Annotated in this window: 15 protein-coding genes; 9 read left to right on the forward strand and 6 right to left on the reverse strand. The window is 67.3% G+C overall.

Features of this window, described 5'->3' with window-relative positions; all coding sequences use genetic code 11:
- On the forward strand, nt 1-1,434 hold a 1,434-nt coding region (locus sphsw_RS02660; protein WP_042466392.1), incomplete at its 5' end, for a PTS transporter subunit EIIC.
- Between the two features lie 61 nt (nt 1,435-1,495).
- On the opposite strand, the gene galA is transcribed toward sphsw_RS02660, so the two are convergent.
- The gene (gene galA / locus sphsw_RS02665; RefSeq protein WP_031439251.1) at nt 1,496-4,417 is read right to left on the reverse strand and encodes a beta-galactosidase GalA; all 2,922 of its coding nucleotides are present in this window, start codon (nt 4,415-4,417) and stop codon (nt 1,496-1,498) included.
- Between the two features lie 22 nt (nt 4,418-4,439).
- On the reverse strand, nt 4,440-5,177 hold the full coding sequence (locus tag sphsw_RS02670) for a GntR family transcriptional regulator (RefSeq protein WP_031396151.1): 738 nt from the start codon (nt 5,175-5,177) through the stop codon (nt 4,440-4,442).
- A 336-nt stretch (nt 5,178-5,513) separates the two neighbouring features.
- Here sphsw_RS02670 and sphsw_RS02675 point away from each other — a divergent pair, with 336 nt between their 5' ends.
- The 8 genes from sphsw_RS02675 to sphsw_RS02710 all read left to right on the forward strand — a co-directional run bounded on the left by sphsw_RS02675 (nt 5,514) and on the right by sphsw_RS02710 (nt 21,077).
- A complete protein-coding gene (locus tag sphsw_RS02675; protein ID WP_235188263.1) occupies nt 5,514-7,778 on the forward strand; it encodes a beta-N-acetylhexosaminidase in 2,265 nt (754 codons plus the stop codon).
- Entirely contained in the window at nt 7,778-10,363 is a 2,586-nt protein-coding gene (locus sphsw_RS02680) for a beta-mannosidase (RefSeq protein WP_031439253.1), read from the forward strand. Before sphsw_RS02675 ends, sphsw_RS02680 begins: the two co-directional genes overlap by 1 nt.
- Entirely contained in the window at nt 10,360-12,897 is a 2,538-nt protein-coding gene (locus sphsw_RS02685; RefSeq protein WP_031439254.1) for a glycoside hydrolase family 3 C-terminal domain-containing protein, read from the forward strand. Before sphsw_RS02680 ends, sphsw_RS02685 begins: the two co-directional genes overlap by 4 nt.
- Nucleotides 12,894-14,315 (forward strand): glycoside hydrolase family 125 protein, encoded by a 1,422-nt coding sequence (locus sphsw_RS02690; RefSeq protein WP_031439255.1) that lies wholly within the window; start codon nt 12,894-12,896, stop codon nt 14,313-14,315. The genes sphsw_RS02685 and sphsw_RS02690 overlap by 4 nt, the downstream gene beginning before the upstream one ends.
- Complete coding sequence (locus sphsw_RS02695; RefSeq protein ID WP_031439256.1) at nt 14,312-16,609, forward strand: GH92 family glycosyl hydrolase; 2,298 nt, start codon at nt 14,312-14,314, stop codon at nt 16,607-16,609. The genes sphsw_RS02690 and sphsw_RS02695 overlap by 4 nt, the downstream gene beginning before the upstream one ends.
- An 18-nt stretch (nt 16,610-16,627) precedes the next feature.
- Nucleotides 16,628-18,544, forward strand: a complete 1,917-nt coding sequence (locus tag sphsw_RS02700; protein ID WP_031439257.1) for an alpha-L-fucosidase — start codon at nt 16,628-16,630, stop codon at nt 18,542-18,544.
- A 98-nt stretch (nt 18,545-18,642) separates the two neighbouring features.
- Nucleotides 18,643-18,906 (forward strand): hypothetical protein, encoded by a 264-nt coding sequence (locus tag sphsw_RS02705; RefSeq protein WP_152555360.1) that lies wholly within the window; start codon nt 18,643-18,645, stop codon nt 18,904-18,906.
- 104 nt (nt 18,907-19,010) lie between these two features.
- Entirely contained in the window at nt 19,011-21,077 is a 2,067-nt protein-coding gene (locus sphsw_RS02710) for a catalase (RefSeq protein WP_031439259.1), read from the forward strand.
- Between the two features lie 125 nt (nt 21,078-21,202).
- Here the strand turns inward: sphsw_RS02710 and sphsw_RS02715 are convergent, their stop codons facing one another.
- The 4 genes from sphsw_RS02715 to sphsw_RS02730 form a co-directional block, all read right to left on the reverse strand.
- Nucleotides 21,203-21,490, reverse strand: a complete 288-nt coding sequence (locus sphsw_RS02715; RefSeq protein ID WP_042466398.1) for a hypothetical protein — start codon at nt 21,488-21,490, stop codon at nt 21,203-21,205.
- Nucleotides 21,462-22,256 carry a formate/nitrite transporter family protein gene (locus sphsw_RS02720; protein ID WP_031439261.1) on the reverse strand — a complete coding sequence of 265 codons (795 nt, stop codon included), beginning with the start codon at nt 22,254-22,256 and terminating at the stop codon, nt 21,462-21,464. Before sphsw_RS02720 ends, sphsw_RS02715 begins: the two co-directional genes overlap by 29 nt.
- On the reverse strand, nt 22,253-24,613 hold the full coding sequence (locus sphsw_RS02725) for an FdhF/YdeP family oxidoreductase (protein ID WP_031439262.1): 2,361 nt from the start codon (nt 24,611-24,613) through the stop codon (nt 22,253-22,255). The genes sphsw_RS02720 and sphsw_RS02725 overlap by 4 nt, the downstream gene beginning before the upstream one ends.
- Nucleotides 24,614-24,769: 156 nt before the next feature.
- Nucleotides 24,770-25,997 (reverse strand): ABC1 kinase family protein (locus sphsw_RS02730; RefSeq protein WP_031439263.1); only part of this gene is annotated, 1,228 nt, incomplete at its 5' end.

Genomic DNA, 25,997 nt, shown 5'->3' on the forward strand with positions numbered 1-25,997 from the left:
GGGATAGCGACCCCGACGCTCGAGATTGTCGCCGCAGCCTGGAAGGCCAAGGCGATCGCGCGGCTCGACGTGCCGATCGGGATCCTGTCCGGGCTCGCTGGCGGGCTGCTCTACAATCGATTCTCGGCGATCAAACTGCCGGAATATCTCGCCTTTTTCGGCGGACGTCGGTTCGTTCCGATCGTCAGCGGCGTTGCCGGGCTGGTTTTCGCGGTCATCTTCGGGATGGGCTTCGGCATCCTGAACGCGGGCGTCGATCAGCTTAGCCTGGCGGTCAGCGGCAGCGGTGCGATCGGCTTGTTCCTCTTCGGCCTGTTCAACCGGCTGCTGCTCGTCACCGGCCTGCATCATCTGGTCAACAACATCGTCTGGTTCGTCGCCGGAGATTATCAAGGCACGACCGGCGATCTGCGGCGCTTCTTCGCAGGCGATCCCGATGCCGGCGCGTTCATGGCCGGGTTCTTCCCGGTCATGATGTTCGGCCTGCCCGCCGCGTGTCTCGCCATGTACCACGCCGCGCTTCCCGAACGGCGCAAGGCCGTCGGCGGCATGTTGTTCAGCCTCGCGCTGACCTCCGCGCTGACCGGCGTGACCGAGCCGATCGAGTTCAGCTTCATGTTCCTCGCACCGCTTCTCTATGCGGTCCATGCGGTGCTGACCGGGCTGTCGATGGCGTTGATGAACGCGCTGGGCGTGAAGCTCGGCTTCGGCTTCTCGGCGGGACTGCTCGATTATGTCCTCAACTATGGCAAGGCGACGCGGCCGTTGCTGCTGCTCCCCGTCGGTGCGGTCTATTTCGCGCTGTATTACGGGCTGTTCCGTTTCTTCATCCGCAAGTTCGACCTCGCCACCCCGGGCCGGGAAGCAGAGGCCAGCGTTGCAGCTGCCGCACCGGTAGCAGGCGGTCGTGGCGCGGCATTCGCACAGGCGCTTGGCGGCGGTGGGAACCTGACCACCGTCAGCGCCTGCACGACGCGACTGCGTCTGATCGTCGTCGATCAGTCCGCGGTCGACGACGCGGCTCTCAAGGCGCTCGGCGCGCGCGGTATCCTGCGCCCATCGAACGCCGCGCTGCAGGTCGTGCTCGGCCCGATCGCGGATGTGGTCGCGGTCGAGATCCGCGATGCGCTGGCCTTGGGCGGTCCGGCGGTTATCGCCAGCGCTGCGCCCGCTGCGACTGCCGCACCCGTGCCAGACACCACCGCGGTGCGGCTGTCGGAAGCGGCCTTTGCCGCACTCGGGGGCGAGGGCAATGTCGTCACCGCGAGCCGCCACCCCGGTCGGGTGCGGATCGAAGTGGCCGACGCTGCGGCGATCGACGAACCGCGGCTTGCACGGCTCGGGCTCCGCGCCACCGCACGCCCCGCTGCCGGTCAGTTGCACCTGCTCGGGACCGACGCGACGCTCGCGACGCTGATCCACACAGCCGCCTGACGCCCATTCCGCCTGTCCCTGCGGCATCGGCCGGGGGACGGGCGGCACGGCACCGCCCTCGTTATCGTGCGCGCGGCTCCAGCGTCACGCCGCCGACGAGCCCGGACACGACGCCCGGCGCCGCCTCGACCAGCACCGCGATCGTCCGCACGCCGCCGCCCGGCGGCACCGCCGCCTCCAACGGTCCGACCGATGCGGCGTCCTTTACCGCAAGCCGCGTGCCGTCGACCCATAGCTCCGCACGCCCGGCGATCGCTGCAAAGCGGATCACGCCCCCCTCCTGCGCAACCCGCCGCCACGGCGTGACCGTCGTGCGATAGATGCGCCAGCGGCCCGCACGATCCGGGTCGACTCGCGTCCCGCTGCGTACGAACGCCCAGCTGTTATTATCGCCATCGACCGGTGCCAGCGCCGGATCGGGCCGCGCCGTCATCGCCGGCGAACGCCGCCACTCGCGGATCGCCATCGCAGCTAGCGTCACGGCAACCTGCGCAGGCGGTGCGAGACCCGCGCGGTCGATCGTCAGCCGCGCCGGCTTCAGGCCCGGCGCGGTCGCGGTCATCACGATCCGCCCTCGCCCCTCGCCCGCCTGGACGATGACCTGCGCGAGGCCGTTGAACAGTGATCGGGCATTGCCCTTCTCGCTCTCATGGCTGTTCGGATCGCCATTGCCGATCCCGATGATCGCCGCCCCCTCGACCGCGAACCGCGTCGGCAGGTTGGCGGTCGGCACATGGCGTCCTGCCGCATCGACCGCATCGATCGTCACCGGCTGCGCGTCCTCGCCATCGCCTGCCATCACGGTCCGCGCCGGGGTCAGCCGCAACGCGACCGGCGGCCCGGCGGTCTCATGCGCCGCGCGCGCTACCTGCGAACCGCCGCGCCGCGCGATCACCTCGATCCGCCCGGGCGCATAGGGCACGACGAATTCATTCCCCATGATCCGGTCGACCGCCGCCTCCCCGACCACCCGGCCGTTCAGCCGGACCTCGACGCGCTCGGCGTTGCTCATCACCAGCAGCGTGACCGGCTGGCCTTCCCGCCCCGGCCAGGTCCAGTGCGGGGTGATGCTCACCACCGGCGCGGTATCGACCCAGTGCGCGCGGTGGATGTCGAACGCGGTCTTGGGAAAACCGCACAGGTCGAGGATGCCGAAGAAGCTCGAGATCGTCGGCCATTCATGCGGGGTCGGCTCGCCGTGATAATCGAACCCCGTCCACACGAAGCCGCCCGCGACGAACGGCCGCTCGGCGATCTTCTTCCAGGTACCGCGATGCGTATCCCCCCAGCTTGCCGCCTCGACGTCATAGGACGACTGGACATGCCGCGCCGGATCGCTGGCAAAGGCCCCACGCGTCTCATAGGCGCTCGTATCCTCCGAGCTCGTGATCGGCTTGGTCGGGTTGAGCTGGTGGAAGCGATCATAATCGCCCTGATAGTAGTTGAACCCCGTCACATCGATTTCGCTCGAGACGTTGACGGGATCGAAAAAGGCGCCGTTCATCGCAGCGGTCACCGGCCGGCTGTCGTCGAGCGCGTGCGTCGCATGGACCATCCGCCGGAGCATCTCGACGCCGGCCTCCGTCCCCTGCATCGGCTCCTCGTTGAACACCGACCACAGGATCACGCTCGGATGGTTGCGATCGCGCCGCACCATCCATTCGAGTTGCGCCATATAGTCGGGCGCGGGATTGAACTGGCGGTTCTCGTCCATCACGACGAACCCCATCTCGTCGCAGAGGTCGAGCAGTTCGGCCGCCGGGGCATTGTGCGAACAGCGGATCGCGTTGCAGCCCATCGCCTTGAGCCGTTCGAGCCGCCAGCGGACCAGCCCGTCGGGAATAGCGGTGCCGACGCCCGCGTGATCCTGATGCAGGCACACGCCCTTCAGCTTCACCGGCTGAGCGTTCAGGAAGAAGCCCCTGTCCGCATCGAAGCGGATCGTCCGGAACCCCACGCGTGTCCGCCGCTCGTCAATGACGCTGCCGTCTCGCATCACGCGCGTGAGGACAGTGTAAAGCGTCGGGGTCTCGATCGACCACAAGCGGGGCGCCGTCACCGGCATCGTCAGCGTCGTCACCACCGGATCGAGCGGCGCGACGGTCGCCGCCGCGCGTGCCGTCGCAACCGGCTTGCCGTCCGGGTCGAGCAAGATCGTCTCGATCGTCACGCCGACCGCAGCCCGCGCGATGCTGCCGATCGTCACCGCGACCGGCACGTGCCAGCCCCCCGCCGGGTCGCGTCGCGGATCGCAGTGCACGCCGTCGGTGACGATCGCGACCGGCCCGCGCCGGATCAGCCAGACATGCCGGTACAGGCCAGCGCCTTCGTACCACCAGCCTTCCATCGCGGTCGCGTCGACGCGCACGACGATCATGTTCAGGTCGTCGCCGAACCGCGCAAACGGGGTCAAGTCGATCTCGACGCTGTTATAGGCGGACCAGTTGTGCGCGACGACGCTGCCATTGACCCAGATCGTCGCGTTGCTCGCGATCCCGTCGAACCGCAGCGCGATCGTCTTGCCGCGATCGTCCGCCTCCAGCCGCAGCGTCCGCCGGTACCAGCCGATGCCGCGCCGGCGATAGCCCTGCGAGATATTCGCATCGCGCTCGAACGGCTGCGCGGATGCCCAGTCGTGCGGCAACCGGACCTGCGTCCAGTCCGAATCGTCAAACGCCATGGCCGCGGCGCCAAGCGCATTGCCCGCCTTCACGCTCAGATAGGTCGCATTATGCCCCTCGGGCGCGGGCGTCGCGACATCGCCTTCATGAAACACCCAGCCGCGTTCGATCCGGGTGCAGGACGGGTCCTGAACATGCATCGCGGGCGGCAGGGTCCGCGACGGCGCGGGCATCGGCAACGCGCCGGCCTCGCCTGCCTGCCGACCTGGGCCAGCCCCGGCAGCGGCAAAGGCGTCGGTCGGGCGGACGACGACGCCGACACCGGCGCCCGCCGTGCCGATGAGGAGCTGGCGTCGGTTCATGGCAGTCTTTCGGTGTAACGGATCAGATGTCGGCCAGTTCGGCGACGAAGTCATAGGCATCGCCGCGGTAATAGGAGCGCGTGAATTCGGCCGCACGTCCGTCGCGCAGGAAGCCACGGCGTTCGATCAGCAGCCCGGCATGACCGGCATCGACCCCCAGCATCCGCGCATGCTCGCCGCCGAACGGCACCGCACGCAGCCGCTGCAGCGCACGCACCGGCCGGCTCCCCGCCGCTTCGAGCGCGGCATAGAGCGAGTCCGTCACGCCATCGACCGAGGTCAGGCAATAGCCGGCGATGGTCGAGAATTCGAGCGCCATCGCCTCCTCGTCGGCATAGCGAATACGGTTGAAGCGGAACACCGGCGCACCCGGCGACAGGCCGAGCGCCATCGCCTCTTCGGGGTTCACCTGGCCCGCCGATCGCGAGATCCAGGTGCTGCTCGATGTGCGGCCGCGTGCTGCCATGTCCTCGCTGAACGACGACAGTTTCGAGAAGCTCTTTTCGACGCGACCGGCGACGAACGTGCCCGCACCCCGACGCCGGGTCAGCAGCCCTTCCTCGACGAGCCCGCCGATCGCCTTGCGCACGGTGATGCGCGAGACGTCATATTCGATCGCCAGATCGCGTTCGGCGGGGATCGCATTGCCCTGGACGAGCAGCTTCTCGCCGATCGCGTTGCGGATCAGATCCTGCAACTGAAGATAGAGCGGCGACGGATTGCCCTTGCGAAAGCGTCCGATATCATCGGAAAACGCCATGTACCCCCCTTTGACTGGCAGCCCGAAGCGCGCCACACCCTGTCCTGGCGCGGGAGGATAGCCAAAGCACAGCCGCGCGGCAACCAGACCGGCGCCAAGGATTATATTGGTATTTCCGTCCAAAACGGTTCGATGCGACCAGATCGGCTGAAACACTGGCAAACTTTGCGGCGGCTCGGGACCTGCTTTCGGGACGCCGCCCAATCAACGGCTTGTGTCTGGACCTATATTGGTTACATTCCCCGACCAGCGGCCGTGAGGAGCCGGTTACCGGGAGCAGAAATCATGCGGTCAAACGCACCCCCCCGTTTCGGATGCGCGCTTATCGCGACCGGCATGATGCTCGGCACCACCGGCGTGGCCGATGCGCAGGACCGCCTGCCGCTCGTCCCGCAACCCGCAGCGATGACGCGCGGGACCGGCGCCGTGACGATCGCGGCGGGCAGCACGGTGTCCGCCGATCCCGGCGATGCCGGCACCACCGCCGCCGCCCGTCTGCTCCTCGCCCATGTGAAGACCGAACGCGGCCTGACGCTGGCAACCGGCGCGCGCGGCGTGATCCGCATCGATCGCGACGCGACGATCAAGGGCGCGGAAGCCTATCGCCTGACGGTCGATGCGTCCGGCGTGCGGATCGCGGCGTCGGGCGATGCCGGGCTCGTCTATGGCGCGATGACGCTGGCGCAGCTGATCAGCCCCGATCGCGCCTTCGGCCAGCCCGTCCGGATTCAAGCGGTCACGATCGATGATGCCCCCCGCTTCGGTTGGCGCGGGCTGATGATCGACACCGCACGGCATTTCCAGTCGCTGCCCTCGCTCTATGCGATCGTCGACCAGATGGCATCGGTGAAGCTCAACACGCTCCATCTCCACCTCACCGACGATCAGGGCTGGCGGTTCGAGGTGAAGGCTTATCCCCGGCTGACCGCGATCGGCAGCGTCCGGACGTCGCCCTCGACCGGCGAAGCGCCCGGGACGCAGGTCGGCGGCTTCTACACGCAGGACGAGCTGCGCAAGCTCGTCGCCTATGCGACCGAGCGCGGCATCGTCGTCGTCCCCGAGATCGACCTGCCCGGCCACGCGCAGGCGCTCGTCGCGGCCTATCCCGACCTCGGCGTCCTCGGCGACACGCCGAAGGTCAGCAGCGACTGGGGCGTGAACCCCTATCTCTTCAATCCCGGCCCCAAGGGCATCGCCTTCGTCAAGACGGTGCTCGACGAGATCATGGCGGTCTTCCCTGGCACCTATGTCCATCTCGGCGGTGACGAGGCGGTCAAGGATCAGTGGGAACGCAGTCCCGAAGTCCAGGCGCAGATGGTCAAGCTCGGGGTCAAGGACGAGAACGGACTGCAGAGCTGGATGATCGACCAGTTCGGCGAATATCTCGCCAGCAAGGGCCGCCGCCTGATCGGCTGGGACGAAATCCTCGAAGGCGGCCTCCCCGCCTCCGCATCGGTGATGTCGTGGCGTGGCGAGAAGGGCGCGGTCGAGGCCGCGAACCAGAACCACGACGTCGTCCTGTCGCCTGCACCGACGCTCTATCTCAACAGCCTGCAAAGCGATCGCAGCGACGAACCGCCGGGCCGGATCGACATCCAGTCGCTCGAGACCGTGTACGAGTATGAGCCGATGCCCGCGGGGATCCCCGCCGACAAGGCGCATCACGTGCTCGGCGCACAGGGCAATCTGTGGAGCGAATATATCGTCACGCCCTATCAGATGCAGCATCTGATCTTCCCACGCGCCGCCGCGCTCGCCGAGATCACCTGGTCGGGCAAGGACAAGCGCGACTTCGGCAGTTTCCTCGAACGGGTCCAGCCGCAGATCGGCCGCTGGCGCACGTCCGGCATGCAGGTCGCGGACAGCGCGTTCGCGGTCGGCTATACGCTCGCTGGCACACGCGGCGATGCGCTGCGCACCAAATGCGCCAAGGTCTCACTGGCGACGCAGGCGCCCTATGGCACGATCCGCTACACGCTCGACGGCAAGGCCCCCGGCACACGGTCGCCCGCCTATACGGCACCGCTGTCGATCAAACCTGGGGTCAAGATCCGCGCCGCCGCGTTTGACGCCGCCGGTCAGCAGATCGCCGAGCCACGCCTCTTCGATACCGGCCGTCAGGCACTGCTGACGCGCACTGCCTCCGACATGGTCGCCTGTCCAAAAGGATCGCTCGCGCTACGCGTGCCGCTGACGCCCGAGGCGCAGGCGAACGCACCGGTGTACAATATCGACCTGTTCGACCTGTGCACCGCCTATCCTGCGGCGCCGATGGATGTCGCCAAGGGCTTCACGATCGATATCGCCCGCCTGCCGCGTCATTATGCGCTGGCGCATGAAGATACCAAGCTGCGCCGGCACTATAACGTCACCCCGCACGGCGAGCTGATCGTGCTCGTCGGCTGCACCGTGGCGGGTGCCAAGCCGGTCGTCGCCGGCACCTTCCCGCTCCCCGATCCGGCAACCGCCGCCACCCGGTTCAGCGTCAGGGGCCGCCTTCCCGCGCTGACCGGCGACCGCGACATCTGCCTGCAATTCACCTCCCCCACGTCCGATCCCTATTATGCGGTCGAGCGGATGCAACTCACGGAGACACGCTGATGCGTCGCTGGTTCCTTCTCCCTCTCCTCGCGCTCGCCTCGCCCGCGATCTCGGCCCCGAAGACGGTGGTCACGCTCGACCGCGACTGGCAGGTCCGGATCGATCCGACCGACACGAGCGCGGTCGCCGCGCACAAGCGTGAGGCGAAATGGCTCGCGGCCACGGTGCCGGGCTCGGTCCAGCAGGACCTGATCGCCGCGCGCCGCGTCCCCGATCCCTACAAGGGCATGAACGAGGGCGCGATCCAGTGGGCCGGGCTGACCCGGTGGCAGTTCCGCCGCGTGCTCGACGTCACGCCCGCGATGCTGGCGCGCGACCATCTCGATCTCGTATTCGACGGTCTCGACACCTTTGCGACCGTCACCGTCAACGGCACGCCGCTGCTCAAGACCGACAACGCGCACCGTCGCTGGCGCGTGGACGCGAAATCGGCGCTGAAGGCGGGCCGCAACGAGGTGCTGGTGACGATCGCCTCGCCGATCCGCACACTCCAGCCGATGGTGCTCGCCGAAAAGCATCCGCTGCCCGGTGAATATGACAGCGCGTTCGGCGACGAGCCCAAGGGCAAGCAGACCTCGCCCTATATCCGCAAACCCAAATATCATTACAGCTGGGACTGGGGTCCCCGGATCGTCAATATCGGCATCTGGCGCCCGGTCCGTCTCGAAATCTGGGACGAGGCGCGGATCGAGACGTTCCGGGTCGAGCAGGAGGATCTGAGCGACGCCGAGGCGCGGATCGCGGCCAGGCTCGACATCGTCGCCGACACGCCCGGCCGCACCACCGTCCACGCCGTGGTCACGGGCCCCGACGGCAAGACCGTCACGGTCGACCGCAGCGTCACGCTCGCCGCCGGCAGCAACAGCGTCTCGCTGCCGCTGACGATCGCCGCCCCGCAGCGCTGGCAGCCGATCGGCTATGGCGCGCAGCCGCTCTACACCGTCACCGCCTCGCTTGCCGGTGCGCAAGCGACCGCAGAGGACAGTGTCACGCGGCGGATCGGCCTGCGCACGGTCGAACTGATCCGCAAGGACGGCAGCTTCGGCTTCAAGGTCAACGGCACGCCGATCTTCGCCAAGGGCGCGAACCTCATCCCGTTCGACATGTTCCCGTCGCGCGTCACCCCCGCCTATATGCAGACGATCCTGAAGGGCGCGGCGGACGCCAACATGAACATGATCCGCGTCTGGGGCGGCGGCTATTATCTCGACGACGCCTTTTACGACCTGGCCGACCGCATGGGGCTGATGGTGTGGCAGGATTTCATGTTCGGCGGCAGCGTCACGCCGCCCGACGCCGCATTCCGCGAGAATGTCCGGATCGAAGCCGAGCAGCAAGTCGCCCGGATCGGCTCGCATCCCTCGGTCGTGATCTGGGCCGGCGGCAACGAAGTGCTGTCGGGCTGGGAGAACTGGTCCGACCGCAAGGCGTTCAAGAAGGCGGTCGGCGCGGACGAGCAGGAGCGGATCGGCGCGGGCATGGCGGTTCTGTTCGACCGCGTGCTGCGCCAGGCGGTGACGCAATATTCGCCCGGCACGCCCTATTGGCCGGGCTCCCCCTCGACCGATTATGAGGGCCCGACCGACACCGACAAGGACGGCGATCGCCATTTTTGGGATGTTTGGTCCGGATCGAAGCCGGTCGAACGCTATCTAGACAGCTGCCCGCGTTTCATGTCTGAATATGGGTTCCAGGCGATGCCGGACCTCGCGACGATCCGCGCCTTCGCGGGCAAGGGCCCGCTTGCCGCCGACAGCCCGGTGATGAAGGCGCATCAGAAGTTCCTCGCCGGCGAGGGCAATGAGCGCCTGCTGATGTACCTGCGCGATCGCCTGCGCCCGGCGAAGGACTTCGCCGATCTCGTCTATCTCACGCAGGTCAACCAGGCCGAGGCGATCCGCATCGCCGCGCTGCATCACCGTGCGTGCCGCCCGGTGACGATGGGATCGCTCTACTGGCAGCTGAACGACGTCTGGCCCTCGATCAGCTGGGCGAGCATCGATCATGACGGCCAGTGGAAGCTGCTCAACTATGCCGCGCGGCGCTTCTTCGCACCCCAGGCAATCGCCGCGGAGCACAAGGATGGCGCGACGCGGATCTCGCTGATCTCCGACGCGACCACGCCGATCGCCGCGCGCTGGCGGGTGCGCGCGATGGACATGGCGGGCACCGTGCTGAACGACACCACCAAGCCCGCGACGCTGCCGCCGCTCTCGTCGACGCTCGCCGCGACGCTCCCCGATGCGACGCTGTTCGGCAGCGCCGCGCCGGGGGCCAGCTATGCGGTCGCCGAGCTAATCGTCGGTGACGCGGTCGCCAGCCGTGCGATCATCGAACGCGCGTTGCCCAAGGACATGGCCTATCCCGATCCGGGCCTGAGCGTCACCTGGTCGGGCTCGACCGCGACGATCACCGCCAGCCGCTTCGCCCGCGCGGTCATGCTCGATTTCGGCGACGTGGCAGCGCAGCCCGCCGATGACGGGTTCGACCTTCTGCCGGGCGAGACGCGGACCGTCGCCGTTGCGTCGGCCGCGTCGCCTGCCACACTGCGCAAAGCGCTCACCTTGAGGACCCTTGCCCGATGATCTGGCTCCTGCTCGCCTCCGCCGATCCCGTCGCCACCGCGGTCGCCACCATGTCGATGGAGGAAAAGGCCGCGCAGCTGCAAAGCACCGCGCCCGCCGATCCGAAGGTCGGTCTGCCCGCCTATGACTGGTGGAACGAGGGGCTGCACGGTCTTGCGCGCAACGGTCATGCGACCGTGTTTCCGCAGGCGATCGGCATGGCCGCGACCTGGGATCCGGTGCTCGTCCGCAAGATCGGCGACGTCGTCGCGACCGAGGCACGCGCGCGCTTCAATGCGAAGCCCGCCAATGCCGATCGCCGCATCTATGAGGGGCTGACGATCTGGTCGCCCAACATCAACATCTTCCGCGATCCGCGCTGGGGGCGCGGGCAGGAAACCTATGGCGAGGACCCGTATCTGACCGGGCGGCTCGGCGTCGCGTTCATCGGCGGCCTCCAGGGCCCCGACCCGCTCCACCCCAAGGTCGTCGCCACGCCAAAGCATTTCGCGGTGCATAGCGGCCCCGAGGCGGGGCGCGACAGCTTCGACGTCGACCCCAGCCCGCAGGATCTGGAAGCAACCTACCTGCCCGCCTTCCGTCAGGCGGTGACCGAGGGCAAGGCGCTCTCGCTGATGTGCGCGTACAACTCGATCCACGGCGTGCCCGCGTGCGCGTCGTCGCCGCTGATGGTCGACCGGCTGCGGCGCGACTGGGGCTTTACCGGCTTCACCGTCTCGGATTGCGACGCGGTCGGCAACATTAGCACCTATCACCACTACCGGCTCGACACGCCCGGCGCCGCGGCAGCGGCAATCAGGGGCGGCACCGATCTCAATTGCGGCACCGCCTATGCCGGCCTCCCCGCCGCGGTCCGCCAGGGCTTGGTGAGCGAGGCGGAGGTCGACACCGCGCTGACGCGCGCCTTCCGTGCCCGCCGCGCGCTGGGCATCGCGTTCGGCGGCGACAGCCCGTGGAGCAAGATCGGCACCGATCAGGTCGACACCCCCGCGCACCGTGCGCTCGCGCTCGAGGCGGCGCGCAAGTCGATCGTGCTGCTCAAGAACGACGCCAGCCGCCTGCCGCTCAAGACCGGCAGCCGGATCGCGGTGATCGGCACCAATGCCGACGATATCGGCGTGCTCCAGGGCAATTATCACGGCACCGCCGTCGCCCCGGTCACCCCGCTCGACGGTATCCGCAAGCAGTTCGGTGCCGCCAATGTCCGCTATGCCCAGGGCTCGGTGCTCGCCGACGGCGCGCCGGTGGTGGTGCCCGAGACCGTCTTCCCACAGGGTCTGAAGGCGGAGTATTTCGCCGGAACCGGGACGACCGGCGGCACGCCCGTCCTGACGCGAACCGAACGCCGTATCGATGCGGACCTCAACCGCGTCAGTCCGGCGCCTGGGCTTGGCCGCAGCTTCGGCGTCCGCTGGTCGGGCGTCTTCACTCCGCCCGCCGCGGGTGACTATACGCTGGTGATCGACGTCCCGGCGTGCTGGAAGGACTGTTCGGTCCATGACGTCGCACGCCTCTGGATCGGCGACCGCCAGCTCACCTCCGGCGAGATCAAGAAGGGCCGCGTCGAGATCCCGGTCTCCAGCGACGGCAAGCCCGCCGCCTTCCGGCTCGAACTCGATCACCGCAGCGACGACGAAGGCATCCGCCTGCTCTGGACGCCGCCCGCCGCGCCGATGCTCGCCGCCGCCGTCGCCGCCGCGAACGCTTCGGATGTCGTCGTCGCGGTGATGGGCCTGTCGCCCGATCTCGAGGGCGAGGCGCTGTCGGTCAGTGTCCCCGGCTTCGTCGGCGGCGACCGCACCGACATCGGGCTTCCGCTTGCGCAACAGGCGCTGCTGAAAGCACTGCGCGCGACCGGCAAACCCGTGATCCTCGTCCTGACCAGCGGCAGCGCGGTGGCGGTCGATCCGTCGCTCGCCGACTCGATCCTGACCGCCTGGTATCCGGGCCAGGCCGGCGGCACCGCGATTGCCGAGACGCTGGCGGGGCTCAACAACCCCTCGGGTCGTCTCCCCGTCACCGTCTACAAGTCCGCCAGCGACCTGCCCGCCTTCATCGATTATACGATGAAGGAGCGCACCTACCGCTACTTCACCGGCAAGCCGCTCTGGGGCTTCGGCCACGGGCTGAGCTATACCAGCTTCGGCTATGCCGCGGCAAAACCCAGCCTCACCGTCGCCGCCGGCCAGCCGCTCACGCTCGCGGCGAAGGTCTCGAACACCGGCGTGCGCGCGGGCGAAGAGGTGGTTCAGGCCTATCTCGTCCCGACCGCGACCACCGGAGGCGGTCCGACCACCGCGGTGCTCCAGCGCCAGCTCGTCGGCTTCGACCGCGTCGCGCTCAAGCCCGGCCAGTCGCGCACCGTCTCGTTCGCGCTCGATCCCCGCTCGATGAGCAGCGTCGCGCGGGACGGCACGCGCACGATCCAGCCCGGCGCCTATCGCCTCTATGTCGGCGGCGGCCAGCCCGGCGACGGCGAGGGACAATGGACCGACCTGACGATCACAGGCGCAGCGGTGGGGCTGCCCAAATGATCGATCGCCGTTCGTTGATCGCCGGCGGGCTCGCGCTCGTCGGCACCCCTGCTTTTGCCGCCCGCCCGAACCTGCCCTCCAAGCGCCCCGCCGTCGCCGACCGTCTGTTCAAGAGCCGGGCGGTGGAACGCGAGATCGCCCGCGTCTCGGCCCGGATCGCCGATCCGAAGCTGCGCTGGATGTTCGGCAACTGCTATCCCAACACGCTCGACACGACCGTGCGGATGTCGACCATCGGCGGTGCCCCCGACGCGTTCGTCATCACCGGTGACATTCCGTGCCTGTGGCTGCGCGACAGCTCGGCGCAGCTCCGCCCCTATCTTCACCTCGTCCGCAACGATCCCGCGCTGCGCACGGTGTTCCGCGGGCTGATCGCCCGCCAGTCGCGATCGATTCTGCTCGATCCCTATGCCAATGCGTTTCTCGAGGATCCCGCCGGCAAGACCGAGCTGAGCTGGGCGTTGCACGACCAGACCGAGATGAAACCGGGTGTCGCCGAGCGCAAATGGGAGATCGACTCGCTCTGCTACCCGATGCGTCTCGCTTATGGCTATTGGCAGGCGACGCGCGACGCAACCCCGTTCGACGCGACCTGGGCCGAGGCAGCACGCGCCAGCCTGCGCACCTACCGCGAGCAGCAGCGCAAGGACGGCCGCGGACCCTATAGCTTCCTGCGCGCCTCGAACCGTAATACCGAGACGATGGCGCTCGAGGGCTGGGGCAATCCCGCCAAGCCGAACGGCCTGATCCAGTGCGGTTTTCGTCCGTCCGACGATGCCTGCCTTTATCCCTATCTGATCCCCGCCAATCATTTCGCGGTGACGACGCTGCGTGAACTGGCCGTCGTCGCGAAGGAGGCGCGCAACGATACCGCGCTCGCCGCTGATGCCACCGCGCTCGCGGCCGAGGTCGAGACCGAGCTCAACGCGCATGGCAAGATGCGGCTGCGCGACGGCCGCGAGGTGTGGGCCTATGAGGTCGACGGGTTCGGCAACGCGGTCTTCATGGACGACGCCAACGTGCCGTCGCTGTCCGCGCTCGCCTATATGGGCTGCGTTCCCGCCACCGACCCGCTCTGGCGCCGCACCTCGGACGCGGCCTGGAGCGACGCCAATCCCTATTTCTTCAAGGGCACCAAGGCGGAGGGGATCGGAGGCCCGCATGTCGGGCTCGGCCAGATCTGGCCGATGTCGCTGATCATCCGCGCGCTTGCCGGCGCCGACGACGCGACCGTCCGCAGCTGCCTCAGAATGCTGCGCGATACGGATGCCGACACCGGCTTCATGCACGAGGCGTTCGACAAGGACGATCCGGCCAAGTTCACGCGCAGCTGGTTCGCCTGGACGAACGGACTGTTCGGGGAACTGCTCGTCCATCTTGCCGATACCCGCCCTGCGCTGCTGGCGGCGCCGTTATGAGGCTCACGCGACGCGCGTTGCTCGGCTCGACCGGTGCGCTGGCGCTGACCGGCGCGATGCCGGCCTTTGCCGGCCGGTCGCGCGCGGTGCCCGATCTGTGGATCGGGACCGGCGGCGACGGCCATACCTATCCCGGCGCGACCGTGCCGTTCGGCATGGTCCAGGTCAGTCCCGACACGGATACGGAGAACTGGGCGAACTGCTCGGGCTATCATCGCGGTGACCCGTTGATCATGGGCTTTTCGCACACCCATCTGTCGGGCACCGGCATCGCCGACATGATGGACGTGCTCGTCGTGCCTGCCCGCGGCCCGGTCAAGCTGCGCCCCGGCGCACCCGACAAGCCCGGCGAAGGCTATCGCCAGACCTATGCGCAGGAGAGTGCCGAGCCCGGCTATTATGCCTGCACGCTCGGCAACGGCGTTCGCTCCGAACTCACCGCCGAAGCGCGCGTCGGCTGGCAGCGGCACCGCTTTCCTGCCGGCCCCGGGCATCTCCTGATCGATCTCGGCAATTACCGCGACAGCCGCCCGGGCGAAGGCCCGCTGATCGACGACAGCCGGATCGAACTCGAATCGGACGGCATCCTGATCGGCAGCCGCCGCACCTTCCGCTGGGCCAAGGGGCGCCGCATCCACTTCGCGATGCAGGTCTCGCGCAAGCCCGACCGGATCACGCTCCATGCGGGCGACCAGGTCGTCAACGGCGCGATCGCGACCGCCGACCGCGTGCGCGCAGTATTGCATTACGACGATGCGGGGTCCGCCCCGATCGTCGTACGGACCGCGGTCTCCGCGGTAGACATGGCGGGCGCACGGACCAACCTCGCCGCCTCGGCCTCGCGCGACTTCGATGCCGCGCGGCGCCAGGCCATCGGCGACTGGGCCGACGCGCTCAAGACCGTGAAGATCGACGGTGGCAGCGACGACCAGCGCGTCGTCATGGCCACCGCGCTCTATCATGCGATGCTCGCGCCGACGCTGTTTTCGGATGTCGACGACCGCTATGTCGGGCTCGATCGGCTGGTCCACAGCGTGCCCAAGGGCGAACAGGCCTATAGCACCTATTCGACCTGGGACACCTACCGCACGCTCCACCCGCTGCTGACACTGGTCGCGCCCGATCGCGCGCGGTCGCTCGTCCGCGACTTGGTCCGCCAGACGCAGCAGAGCGCCTATGGCCCGCCTTGCTGGCCGCTCCAGGGGGTCGAGACCGGCACGATGATCGGCTGGCATTCGGTCGCGATCATGGCGGAGGCGGCAGCCAAGGGCATCGACGCAGACTATGCCGCCGCCTGGCCCGCGATCCGCACGCGTGCTTTCGACGCCAAGGCGCCCGACCTCGTCAACAGCCGCGCGCGGGGCACCTATATCGCGCGTGGCTATCTGCCCGCCGATCAGGTCGACGAGTCGGTCAGCCGGACCCAGGAATATGCCTATGACGACTGGGCGATGGCCGCCCTCGCCGCGAAGGCCGGGGCGACCGACGACGCCGCCCGCCTGCGCGAACGCAGCCGGAACTATCGCAACGTGCTGGACCCGACGATCGGCTTGGCGCGACCCAAGCTTGCCGATGGCAGCTGGCTGACGCCCTATGACCCGATCCAGCTCGGCCACATCAAGCGCTACCACGACTTCACCGAAGCCAATGGCTGGCAGACGACCTTCCTCAACCAGCATGACCTCTACGGCCAGATCGCGCATTTCGGCGGCGACGCGAAGTTCGCCGCACGCCTCGACGCGCTGTTCGCCGCGCCGTCGACGCTGCCCAGGGACGCGCCGCCCGACATATCGGGGCTGATCGGCCAATATGCGCACGGCAACGAACCCGATCAGCACGTGCCCTATCTCTACGCCTATGTCGGCCAGCCCTGGAAGACGCAGGCGCTGGTCCGCAGGATCCTGACGACGATGTACAAGCGCGCGCCAGACGGGATCATCGGCAATGACGATTGCGGCCAGATGAGCGCATGGTTCGTCATGTCAGCGCTCGGCCTCTACCCGGTCGATCCGGTCGCGGCGGTCTATGTGTTGGGATCGCCGCTCTTCACCCGCGCCGAACTCAAGGTCGGGGGCAAGCGCAAGGTCGTGATCGAGGCGCCGGGCAACCGCATCGATACGCCCTATGTCACCGCGGTCACTTGGAACGGCAAGCCCTGGACGAAGAGCTGGATCTCGCATGCGGACCTCGTCGCCGGCGGCACGCTGCGCTTCACCATGTCCGCCACCCCCGATCCGGCGTTCGGCGCGAAGCTCGCTGACCGCCCCCCCTCGTTCGGCCGCCCCGCCGCCTGAATTCTCATGGAGACGATGATGACCGAAGTTTCCCGCCGCCTCCTGCTCGCCTCGGGCATCGCCGCAACCGCGACGCCCGCGCTCGCGGCGACCCGCGCGGCCGCCCCCAAGCCATGGGGTGCGACGCCGTCAAAGCGCCAGCTCGCCTGGCATGCGCGCGAGCAATATGCCTTTGTCCATTTCTCGATCAACACCTTCACCGATCGCGAATGGGGCTATGGCGACGAGGATCCCAAGCTCTTCGATCCGACCGATTTCGACCCCGACCAGATCGTCGCGGCGGCCAAGGCAGGCGGCATGCGCGGCATCATCCTGACCGCCAAGCATCATGACGGGTTCTGCCTGTGGCCAACGATGCTGACCGAGCATTGCATCCGCAACAGCCCGTACAAGAACGGCAAGGGCGATGTCGTCGGCGAGATGGAGCGCGCGACCAGGCGGGCCGGGCTCGATTTCGGCCTGTACCTCTCGCCCTGGGATCGCAATCACGCGGACTATGGCCGGCCGGCCTATGTCGACTATTTCCGCAAGCAGGTGGTCGAGCTTTGCACGCGCTATGGCACCTTGTTCGAATTCTGGTTCGACGGCGCCAATGGCGGCGACGGCTATTATGGCGGCGCGCGCGACACGCGGAAGATCGATGCGCCGAAATATTACAACTGGCCGTCGATTGTCGCGCTGGTCCATCAGCATCAGCCGATGGCCTGCACCTTTGATCCGCTCGGCGCTGATGTCCGCTGGGTCGGCAATGAGGACGGCGTCGCGGGCGATCCCTGCTGGCCGACCATGCCGAACCATCCCTATGTCCAGAGCGAGGGTAATTCGGGCGTGCGGGGTGCACCGCTCTGGTGGCCAGCCGAGACCGACGTCTCGATCCGGCCGGGCTGGTTCTATCACGCCGACGAGGATGCGAAGGTCAAGACGCCCGCGCGGCTGGTAAAGCTGTACGACGAGTCGGTCGGTCGCGGCACCAACCTCAACCTCAACCTGCCACCCGACCGGCGCGGCCGCCTCGCCGATATCGACGTCGCCGTGCTGAAATCCTTCGGCACCGCGCAGGCCGCCACCTTCGCGCGCGACCTCGCCCAGGGCGCGGTCGCGACCGCCAGCCACAGTCGCGGCCCCGGCTTCACGCCGGCAAACGTCCTCGACGGTCGCGCCGACAGCTATTGGTCGACCGCCGACGGGATCACGACGCCCAGCCTCGTGCTCGACCTTCCCCCCGGCCGGACCTTCGACCTCATCCGCCTGCGCGAATATCTCCCGCTCGGGCTGCGCGTGACGCGGTTCGCGGTCGATGCCGAAGTGGACGGCCGGTGGCGCGAACTGGCGCAGCACGCCTGCATCGGCGCGCAGCGGATCATCCGCCTGCCCGCACCGGTCACGGCCCGCCGCCTGCGTCTGCGAATCCTCGAGGCCCCCGCCTGCCCCGCGATCCGCGAGATCGCGCTTTTCCGCCAGGTCGCGCCCACCGCGGTCGCCACCGTCGTCGCATCGGACCCGAGCATCGTCGCCACGACGCGCTGGTCGATAGCCGCCGCCTCCGCCCCCGGCGCGCAGGCACTGCTCGACAACGACACCGCGACGAGCTGGGCGCTGCCCGCCCCCAAACCCGGCAGCCCCGCCTCGGTTACGATCGACCTCGGCGCGACCGAGACGCTTGCCGGCTTCAGCCTGACGCCGTCGCGCGCGGTGATGGCAGACACCGCGCCGCCAAAGGGCTACCGGATCGAGACGAGCACCGACGGCACCGACTGGCAAGAGGCCGGCAAGGGCGAACTGCCCAACATCGCCTATGCGCTCGCGACTCAGCGCATTGCGTTTGCTGCTCCGGTCACCGCCCGCCTGCTCCGCCTCAGCTTTGCCGAGACCGCGATTCCCGCCCGTCGCCTCGCAATTGCCGGGATCGGCGCGTTCCGGCCGCGTAGCGGGTGACGCAATGATACGGCCTGTCCCACGCGTGCAATAAATCGCGGGCATACCTCAGGTCGGATCCGGTGCCGCGACGGTGCCGGTCCGGCCGGGGACACGCCATGACAGCGATCGAAACCAGTGCAACGCCGATGACCAGCATGGCAGGGGCCGCCGCGGACGTCGCAGCCGCCGGGCCGGTGATACGATCCGCCTGGCTTGCGCCGGGATTCTACCTCGCCTTCCTGTTCGGTGCGCTGTTCCTGTTCGCGATCGGCCTGCTTCTGCTCTGGCGGTCGGCGAAAAAACTCCGGCGATTCCGGGCACCTGCTGGAAACGGACTCGGTTCGGCGTGGTCCGGGCAACATCCGTCGCCCACGACCTGATCCCCTAACATGAAGCAGGCCGATTCCTTGCCGCCTGCATGGACCCGGTCTGGTGGATCGCACGTTGAGCCCCCGAACTTCGTCCTCGACAGCAAGGATCCGCAATGAGCGACACCGAACAGCGCAACCCCGGCAACGGTGGTGAGACGCATCAGCAGGCAGGCGGCGACGTCCCCGTCCTGACCACCAATCACGGCGTGCCCGTGTCCGACAACCAGAACAGCCTGAAATCCGGCGCGCGTGGTCCCACGCTGCTCGAGGATTTCGTGCTCCGCGAGAAGATCTTCCATTTCGATCACGAGCGGATCCCCGAGCGGATCGTCCACGCGCGCGGAACGGGTGCGCACGGCTATTTCGAGGCGACCGACGATATTTCCGACCTGACCAAGGCGGCGGTGTTCAAGAAGGGCACGAAGACCGAGCTCTTCACGCGCTTCTCGACGGTCGCTGGCGGCGCCGGTTCGGTCGACACCCCGCGCGACGTGCGCGGCTTCGCGGTCAAGTTCTACACAACCGAGGGCAATTGGGATCTCGTTGGCAACAACATCCCGGTGTTCTTCATCCAGGACGCGATCAAGTTCCCGGACCTGATCCATTCGGTGAAGATGGAGGCCGACCGTGCCTATCCGCAGGCGGGTTCGGCGCACGACACCTTCTGGGACTGGGCATCGCTGACTCCGGAATCGACGCACATGCAGATGTGGGCGATGTCCGACCGCACCCTGCCGCGTTCGCTGCGGATGATGGAAGGCTTCGGCGTTCACACGTTCCAGCTCGTGAACGAGGAAGGCAAGTCGAGCTTCGTCAAGTTCCACTGGAAGCCGAAACTTGGTCTCCAGTCGACGATCTGGGACGAGACGCTCAAGCTCCAGGCCGCGGACAACGACTATCATCGTCGTGACTTGTGGGAAGCGATCGACACCGGCGACTTCCCCGAGTGGGAGCTCGGCATCCAGGTGTTCGACAAGGCATTCGCCGAGGCACAGCCTTATGACGTGCTCGATTCGACCAAGCTGATCCCTGAGGAGGACGTTCCCGTCCGGATCATCGGCCGGATGGTGCTCGACCGCAATGTCGACAACTTCTTCGCTGAGACCGAGCAGGTCGCATTCCTGCCGACGAACATCGTCCCCGGCATCGATTTCTCGAACGATCCGCTGCTTCAGGGCCGCCTGTTCAGCTATCTCGACACGCAGAAGTCACGTCTCGGCACAACCAACTTCCATCAGATCCCGGTCAACGCACCGCGCAGCCCCGCTGGCAATTTCCAGCGTGACGGCATGATGCAGACCAAGGTGCCCAAGGGTCGTGCCAATTACGAGCCGAACAGCCTGTCGGTTGTCGGCGAAGACGGTGGTCCGCGCGAGTCGCCGAACGGCTTCGTGACGACGACGAACCCGACCGGTGCGGACGAGCAGGGCGAGAAGCTGCGGATGCGCGCCGAACTGTTCGGTGACCATTACAGCCAGGCACGGCTGTTCTGGGTGTCCGCGACCGACAATGAAAAGGCGCACATCGCATCCGCCTTCACTTTCGAGTTGTCGAAGGTAGGCCTCGCGCATGTTCAGGAGCGCACCGTCGCAAACCTGCGCAACGTGAACGAGGAACTGGCGACGCGCGTTGCCGATGGTCTCGGCATCCCCCTGCCGGCTGCCAATCCGGCGTTCCGTGCGCCGGTCGACATGCCACCGAGCCCGGCTCTGTCGATCCAGAAGAACATGAAGGAGACGCTCCAGGGCCGTCAGGTCGGGATCCTGATTGCCGACGGGTCGGATGGCGCGGAGATCGACGCGGTCGTCGCGGCGGTCGAGGGTGCAGGCGGCAAGCCGGTGCTGGTCGCGCCCAAGGTCGGTGGCGCCAAGCTTGCCGATGGCAGCATGAAGAAGGCACAGGGCCAGCTTGCGGGCAGCCCGTCGCAAATCTTCGACGCGGTGGCGGTCGTTCTGTCGGCCGACGGGTGCAAGATGCTCCTGAAGGAAGGCGCGGCGGTCCAGTGGGTCATGGATGCGTTCGGTCATCTGAAGGCGATCGGGGCCAGCGATGCGGCCAAGCCGCTTCTCGACAAGGCCGGCGTGGAGCCCGATGCGGGTGTGGTGGCGCTGGCCGACATCGCGACCGCGGGTGCAAAGCGCTATTGGGATCGTGAGCCTAGCGTCCGCATGCTCGCCTGACCGGCACGAGAATGAGATCACGCCATTCGCGCGTGGTCTCATTCGTCGGATAGAGGAACGGCCGCCCCGCACATCATGTGCGGGGCGGCCGTTTCGCGTCTGGCCCAGCTGTACGCGTGGACGGTCTAGGAGCGAACGAGTTCGACGATTTCGAAAGCGTGCGATCGCCAGCCGCGCTGGATCGCCGCCTCCTCGGCCGCGACGCGCTTCTTCTTCGCTTCGGCCAGCGACTTGCTGTGCCCCCAGAACACCTCGGTCTTCCCATTCTCCAGCACCGCGACGATCCGCCAGTAATGCGTGAACGCCGTCGCCGTGGGCCCGATCGTCTTCACATAGCCATCGGGCAGCGTCGCGGTGAGATAATGCTTCCGGGCCAAGTGCGCGTCAGTCCGCCGCGGGCGGTGCCGCGGCATCCGTCCTGGCCGCGAGCATGTACCCGAAGACGACGAAGACCAGCCCGCCGATGGTGTTTCCCGCCGTCACGACGACGAGATTGTGCACCGTGCCCGCCAGATCGATCACCGGATGCGGCGCCATGAGGCCGAGCGTGAGCGCGGTCATGTTGGCGACCGAATGCTCGAAACCAGCAGCAACGAAAGCGAGCAGGATCCAGGCCATCGCAATGCACTTGGCCGCATCGCCCTTCATCCGCGCCGCGGTCCAGATCGCGAGACAGACGAGCCAGTTGCACAGGATCGCCCGTGCGAACAACGCGATCCCGTCCGCCTCGACCTTGTGCTGGACATAGGCGTTGAACATCGTGTCGGCATCGGCGAACACGGCCCCGCCGCCGCCGATCGCGAAGATCGCCGACAACAGGACGCCGCCGACCAGATTGCCCACCCAGACGACGCTCGCCAGCGTGATCGCCTCGCCATAGCTGATGGTCCGCTTCGCCAGGCCGAAGCCAAGATACATGACATAGCCGGTGAACAGCTCGGCGCCGGCGAATACCGTCAGGATCAAGCCGATCCCGAACGTCGCGCCCATCACCAGCGGCCGGACGCCGGGAGGAAGCCCCGCCGCCGCGCTGATCGCCAGGATCATGGCGATCCCGATATAGGTTCCCGCCAGGATCGCGCCCGCAAAGAAGCCAACCGGTGAGCGACGCCACGCCGCGGCCTTCGCCGCCGCGAGCGTCGCATAGGTGTCGATCGTCGGCGCGTATCCCGCGCTCATGCCATAGCGGCCTGGCTCTGGCCGACGACCCCCGCACGCGCCACGCCGCGCTCCGCACCGACATCCCCGCCAGCCCGCCGCACCGTCACCGGCACCGACTTGTAGGACGGGGTGAAGCTCTGCGGATCATGATCCTCGAGCGCGATCAGCGGCTGCGTCTCGGGATAATAGGATGCGATGCACCCGTCCGGCAGCGCATAGCGAACCAGGGTCAGCTTCTGCACGACGCGGTCGGGATGCGCATATTGCAACGCGGTGGCGACATCGACGACATCGCCCTCCGCATAGCCAAGCCGCGCCATGTCACGCTCGTTCATGAACAGGATGTCGCGACGGCCAAAAACACCGCGATACCGGTCGTCGAGGCTGTAGACGGTCGTGTTATACTGATCGTGCGCACGCAATGTCGTCAGACGAAGCACGTCCGGCGCGTTTGCAGTTTCGTCTTCCTCGATCCCCTCGGCGACGATGAAGTTCGCCTTGCCGCTGCTCGTCTTCCAGATCCGCATCGCGGCGGAATTGGGCAGATGGAACCCGCCGGGCTTGCGGATGCGCGCGTTGTAATCGGCGAAATCGGGGAACACCGCCTCGATCTTGTCGCGGATCAGGTCGTAATTGGCGACATAGGCATCCCAGTCGATATCGCCCTTGCCCTTGAGCGTCGCCTTGGCGATCTCGCCGACGATCCAGATCTCCGACTTCACATTCTCGCCCGGCGGCATCAGGAAGCCGCGCGACGCGTGAACCATCGACATCGAATCCTCGACGGTGACCGACTGCGGGCCACCGGCCTGCGTGTCGAGTTCGGTCCGGCCCAGGCATGGCAGGATATAGGTGTCCTTCGCCATCAACAGCATGGTGCGGTTGAGCTTGGTGGTGATGTGCACCGCCAGATCGAGATTGCGGAACCCTTCGGCGCACGCCTGCGGATCGGACGACGCGATGGCCAGGTTGCCGCCGAGGCAGACGATCGCCTTGGCCGTGCCGTCGCGCATTGCGGCGATGCTCTCGACCACCGAATGGCCATGCTCGCGCGGCGGTTCGAAGTTGAAGACCTTCTTCATCTGGTCGAGCAGCAACGGCATCGGGCGTTCGGTGATGCCGACCGTCCGGTCGCCCTGCACGTTGCTGTGCCCGCGCAGCGGACAGATCCCGGCGCCGGGGCGGCCCATATTGCCGCGCAGCAGCAACAGGTTCGCGAGCTGCTGGACGTTGCTGGTCCCGGTGCGGTGCTGAGTGATCCCCATGCCGTAACAGGCGATTGTTGCCTTGGACGACGCATAGATCCGCGCGACGTCCTCGAGATCCGCCCGACGCAGGCCGCTCGCCTGTTCGATATCGGCCCAGTCGGTCCGTGCAAGATCGGCGATATAGGGTTCGAGCCCGTCGGTATGCTCGGCGATGAACGCATGGTCGAGCGCGGGTTCGCTGCCGCTCGCGCGCGCCGCCTCGTCGAGCGCGACGAGTGCCTTGGCGATACCCTTCAACGCTGCGGCGTCACCGCCGACCTTCACCTGTAGATAGGAGCTCGCGATTTGGGTCGCCGACATCGTCGCCATCTCGACCACCGACTGCGGCGATTCGAAGCGTTCGAGCGAGCGTTCCTTCAGCGGATTGAACACGATGATCTTGCCACCGCGGCGCGACACCTCGCGCAGCGTCGCCATCATCCGCGGATGGTTCGTCCCCGGATTATGGCCGATCGACAGGATCAGGTCGGCATGGTCGAAATCCTCGAGACTGACCGTGCCCTTGCCGATCCCGATCGATTTGGGGAGGCCGACCGACGTCGCCTCGTGGCACATGTTCGAACAGTCAGGGAAATTGTTGGTCCCGTATAGCCGCACGAACAGCTGATAGAGGAACGCCGCCTCGTTCGAGCAGCGGCCCGAAGTATAGAATTCGGCCTGATTCGGATCCGGCACCGCGGCAAGCCCCGCACCGATCGCGGACATTGCCTCCGCCCAGGTCACGACCTCATAATGGTCGGTCGCGGCGTTGTAGCGCAACGGTTCGGTGACGCGACCCTGATCCTCGATCCAATGATCGCTCTGCTTCCAGATCTCGGCGACACTGTGCTTGGCGAAGAAGTCGGCGCCGATCAGCTTGGCCGTGGATTCCCATGCCACCGCCTTGGCGCCATTCTCGCAGAATTCGAACGACGAGGTATGCTTGGGGTCCGGCCAGGCGCAGCTCGGACAGTCGAACCCGTCGGGCTGGTTGGACTTCAGCAGCGTCTGCCCGCCCCGCACGACGATCTGCTGGGCCTTCAACGACGTGGCAACCGCCTTGAGCGCACCCCAGCCACCGGCCGGGCCCGTATAGTCGACAATCCCGTCGGGACGCTTGTTACGCATACTCAAATCTCCAAATCGGGCGTGTCACCGCGGAAATTGCCCGGGTCCATGCAGCCTTAACGTTTGGAGTCGCGATACCGCGCCGCAGCATAAGTGCCAAAACAGGAAAATCGCAGCCGGTGATCGCCTTTATAGGTCAGTACGGCTTTCATTTGACTAGCAATAAGGTTCGACCATCGCCCGCACGTCGACGCGCGCCTTCAGCCGTGCCGCGAGCAGCGCGGTACCGCTGATCTTGCGCTGCACGAACAGCATGTCGGCCGAAGGAATATGCCAGGTCGACCGGTCGCGTGCGATCGCCGCGCCCTCGTCCCGCAGTACCGAGACGAAGCTGCGATCGCCGAAGTCGAACGGCCCCGTCCGGTTCATCTCTGCCAGGATCACGTCGATCATGCGGTCGATCTGCGGCCGATGCCCCACGACCGCGGCCTCGCCCAGAAAGCCCGCCTGCACGGCTGCGTCGCGGACCGCGTCGCGCTGTCCGGCGAGCCCCGCGGCCAGCAGCCGGCGATACCCGTCCGCCACGACCTGCGGCACCGCACGCGCGGCACCGAAGTCGAGCAGGACGATCCGTCCCGTCTCGGCCTGCCAGCGATAATTCGCGAAATTGGGATCGGTCTGCATCAGCCGCCAGTCGAGCAGTTCGTGCAGCGTGAGCCTTATCAACCGCTCCATGGCCGTATCGCGTACGTCCTGGGGTGCGGTCTCGAGACTCTCGATCGGCGTACAGTCGATATACTCCATCGCCAGCACGCGCGGCGTCGACAATGTCGGCTCGAGTTGCGGGACGACCAGCCCCGCATCATCGCCCACCAGCGCGCGATAGCGTTCCAGCATCTCGCCCTCGCGGACATAATCTGCCTCGTCGTGCAATTGCTGTTTCGCGTCACCAAGCAGCCGTGTGATGTCGAGTTCCTTGGGCAGCAGCCCCGACACGCGCAGCAGCGTCGCGACATTGTCGACATCCGCGTCGATGCTGTCCTTCACGCCCGGATATTGCACCTTGATCGCCAGCACGCGTCCGTCGGGGAGCCGTGCCCGGTGCACCTGACCGATCGATGCGGCCGCGACCGGATGCGCCTGGAAATGCGCGAAGCGGCGGCGCCAGTCCTTCCCCCATTCGGCCGTGAGCACCCGGTCGAGCTGCGCGGGCGGCATGTGATGCGCATCGTTGCGCAGCCTGGCGAGGATCGTCGCCAATTCGGGCGGCAGCATGTCGCCCGCGTCCATCGACACCATCTGGCCGAGCTTCATCGCCGCACCGCGCAGATGCGAAAGCTGGTCCGCGACGCGCACCGCGTTGGCGGGGGTCAGCAGCAGGTCCGACATGCGCGGACGCTCGCCGCTCGCGAGCCGCCGGGCCCCCTCGGCGACGACCCCGCCC

It is taken from the genome of Sphingomonas sp. FUKUSWIS1, assembly GCF_000733135.1.
Lineage (GTDB): Bacteria > Pseudomonadota > Alphaproteobacteria > Sphingomonadales > Sphingomonadaceae > Sphingomonas > Sphingomonas aerolata.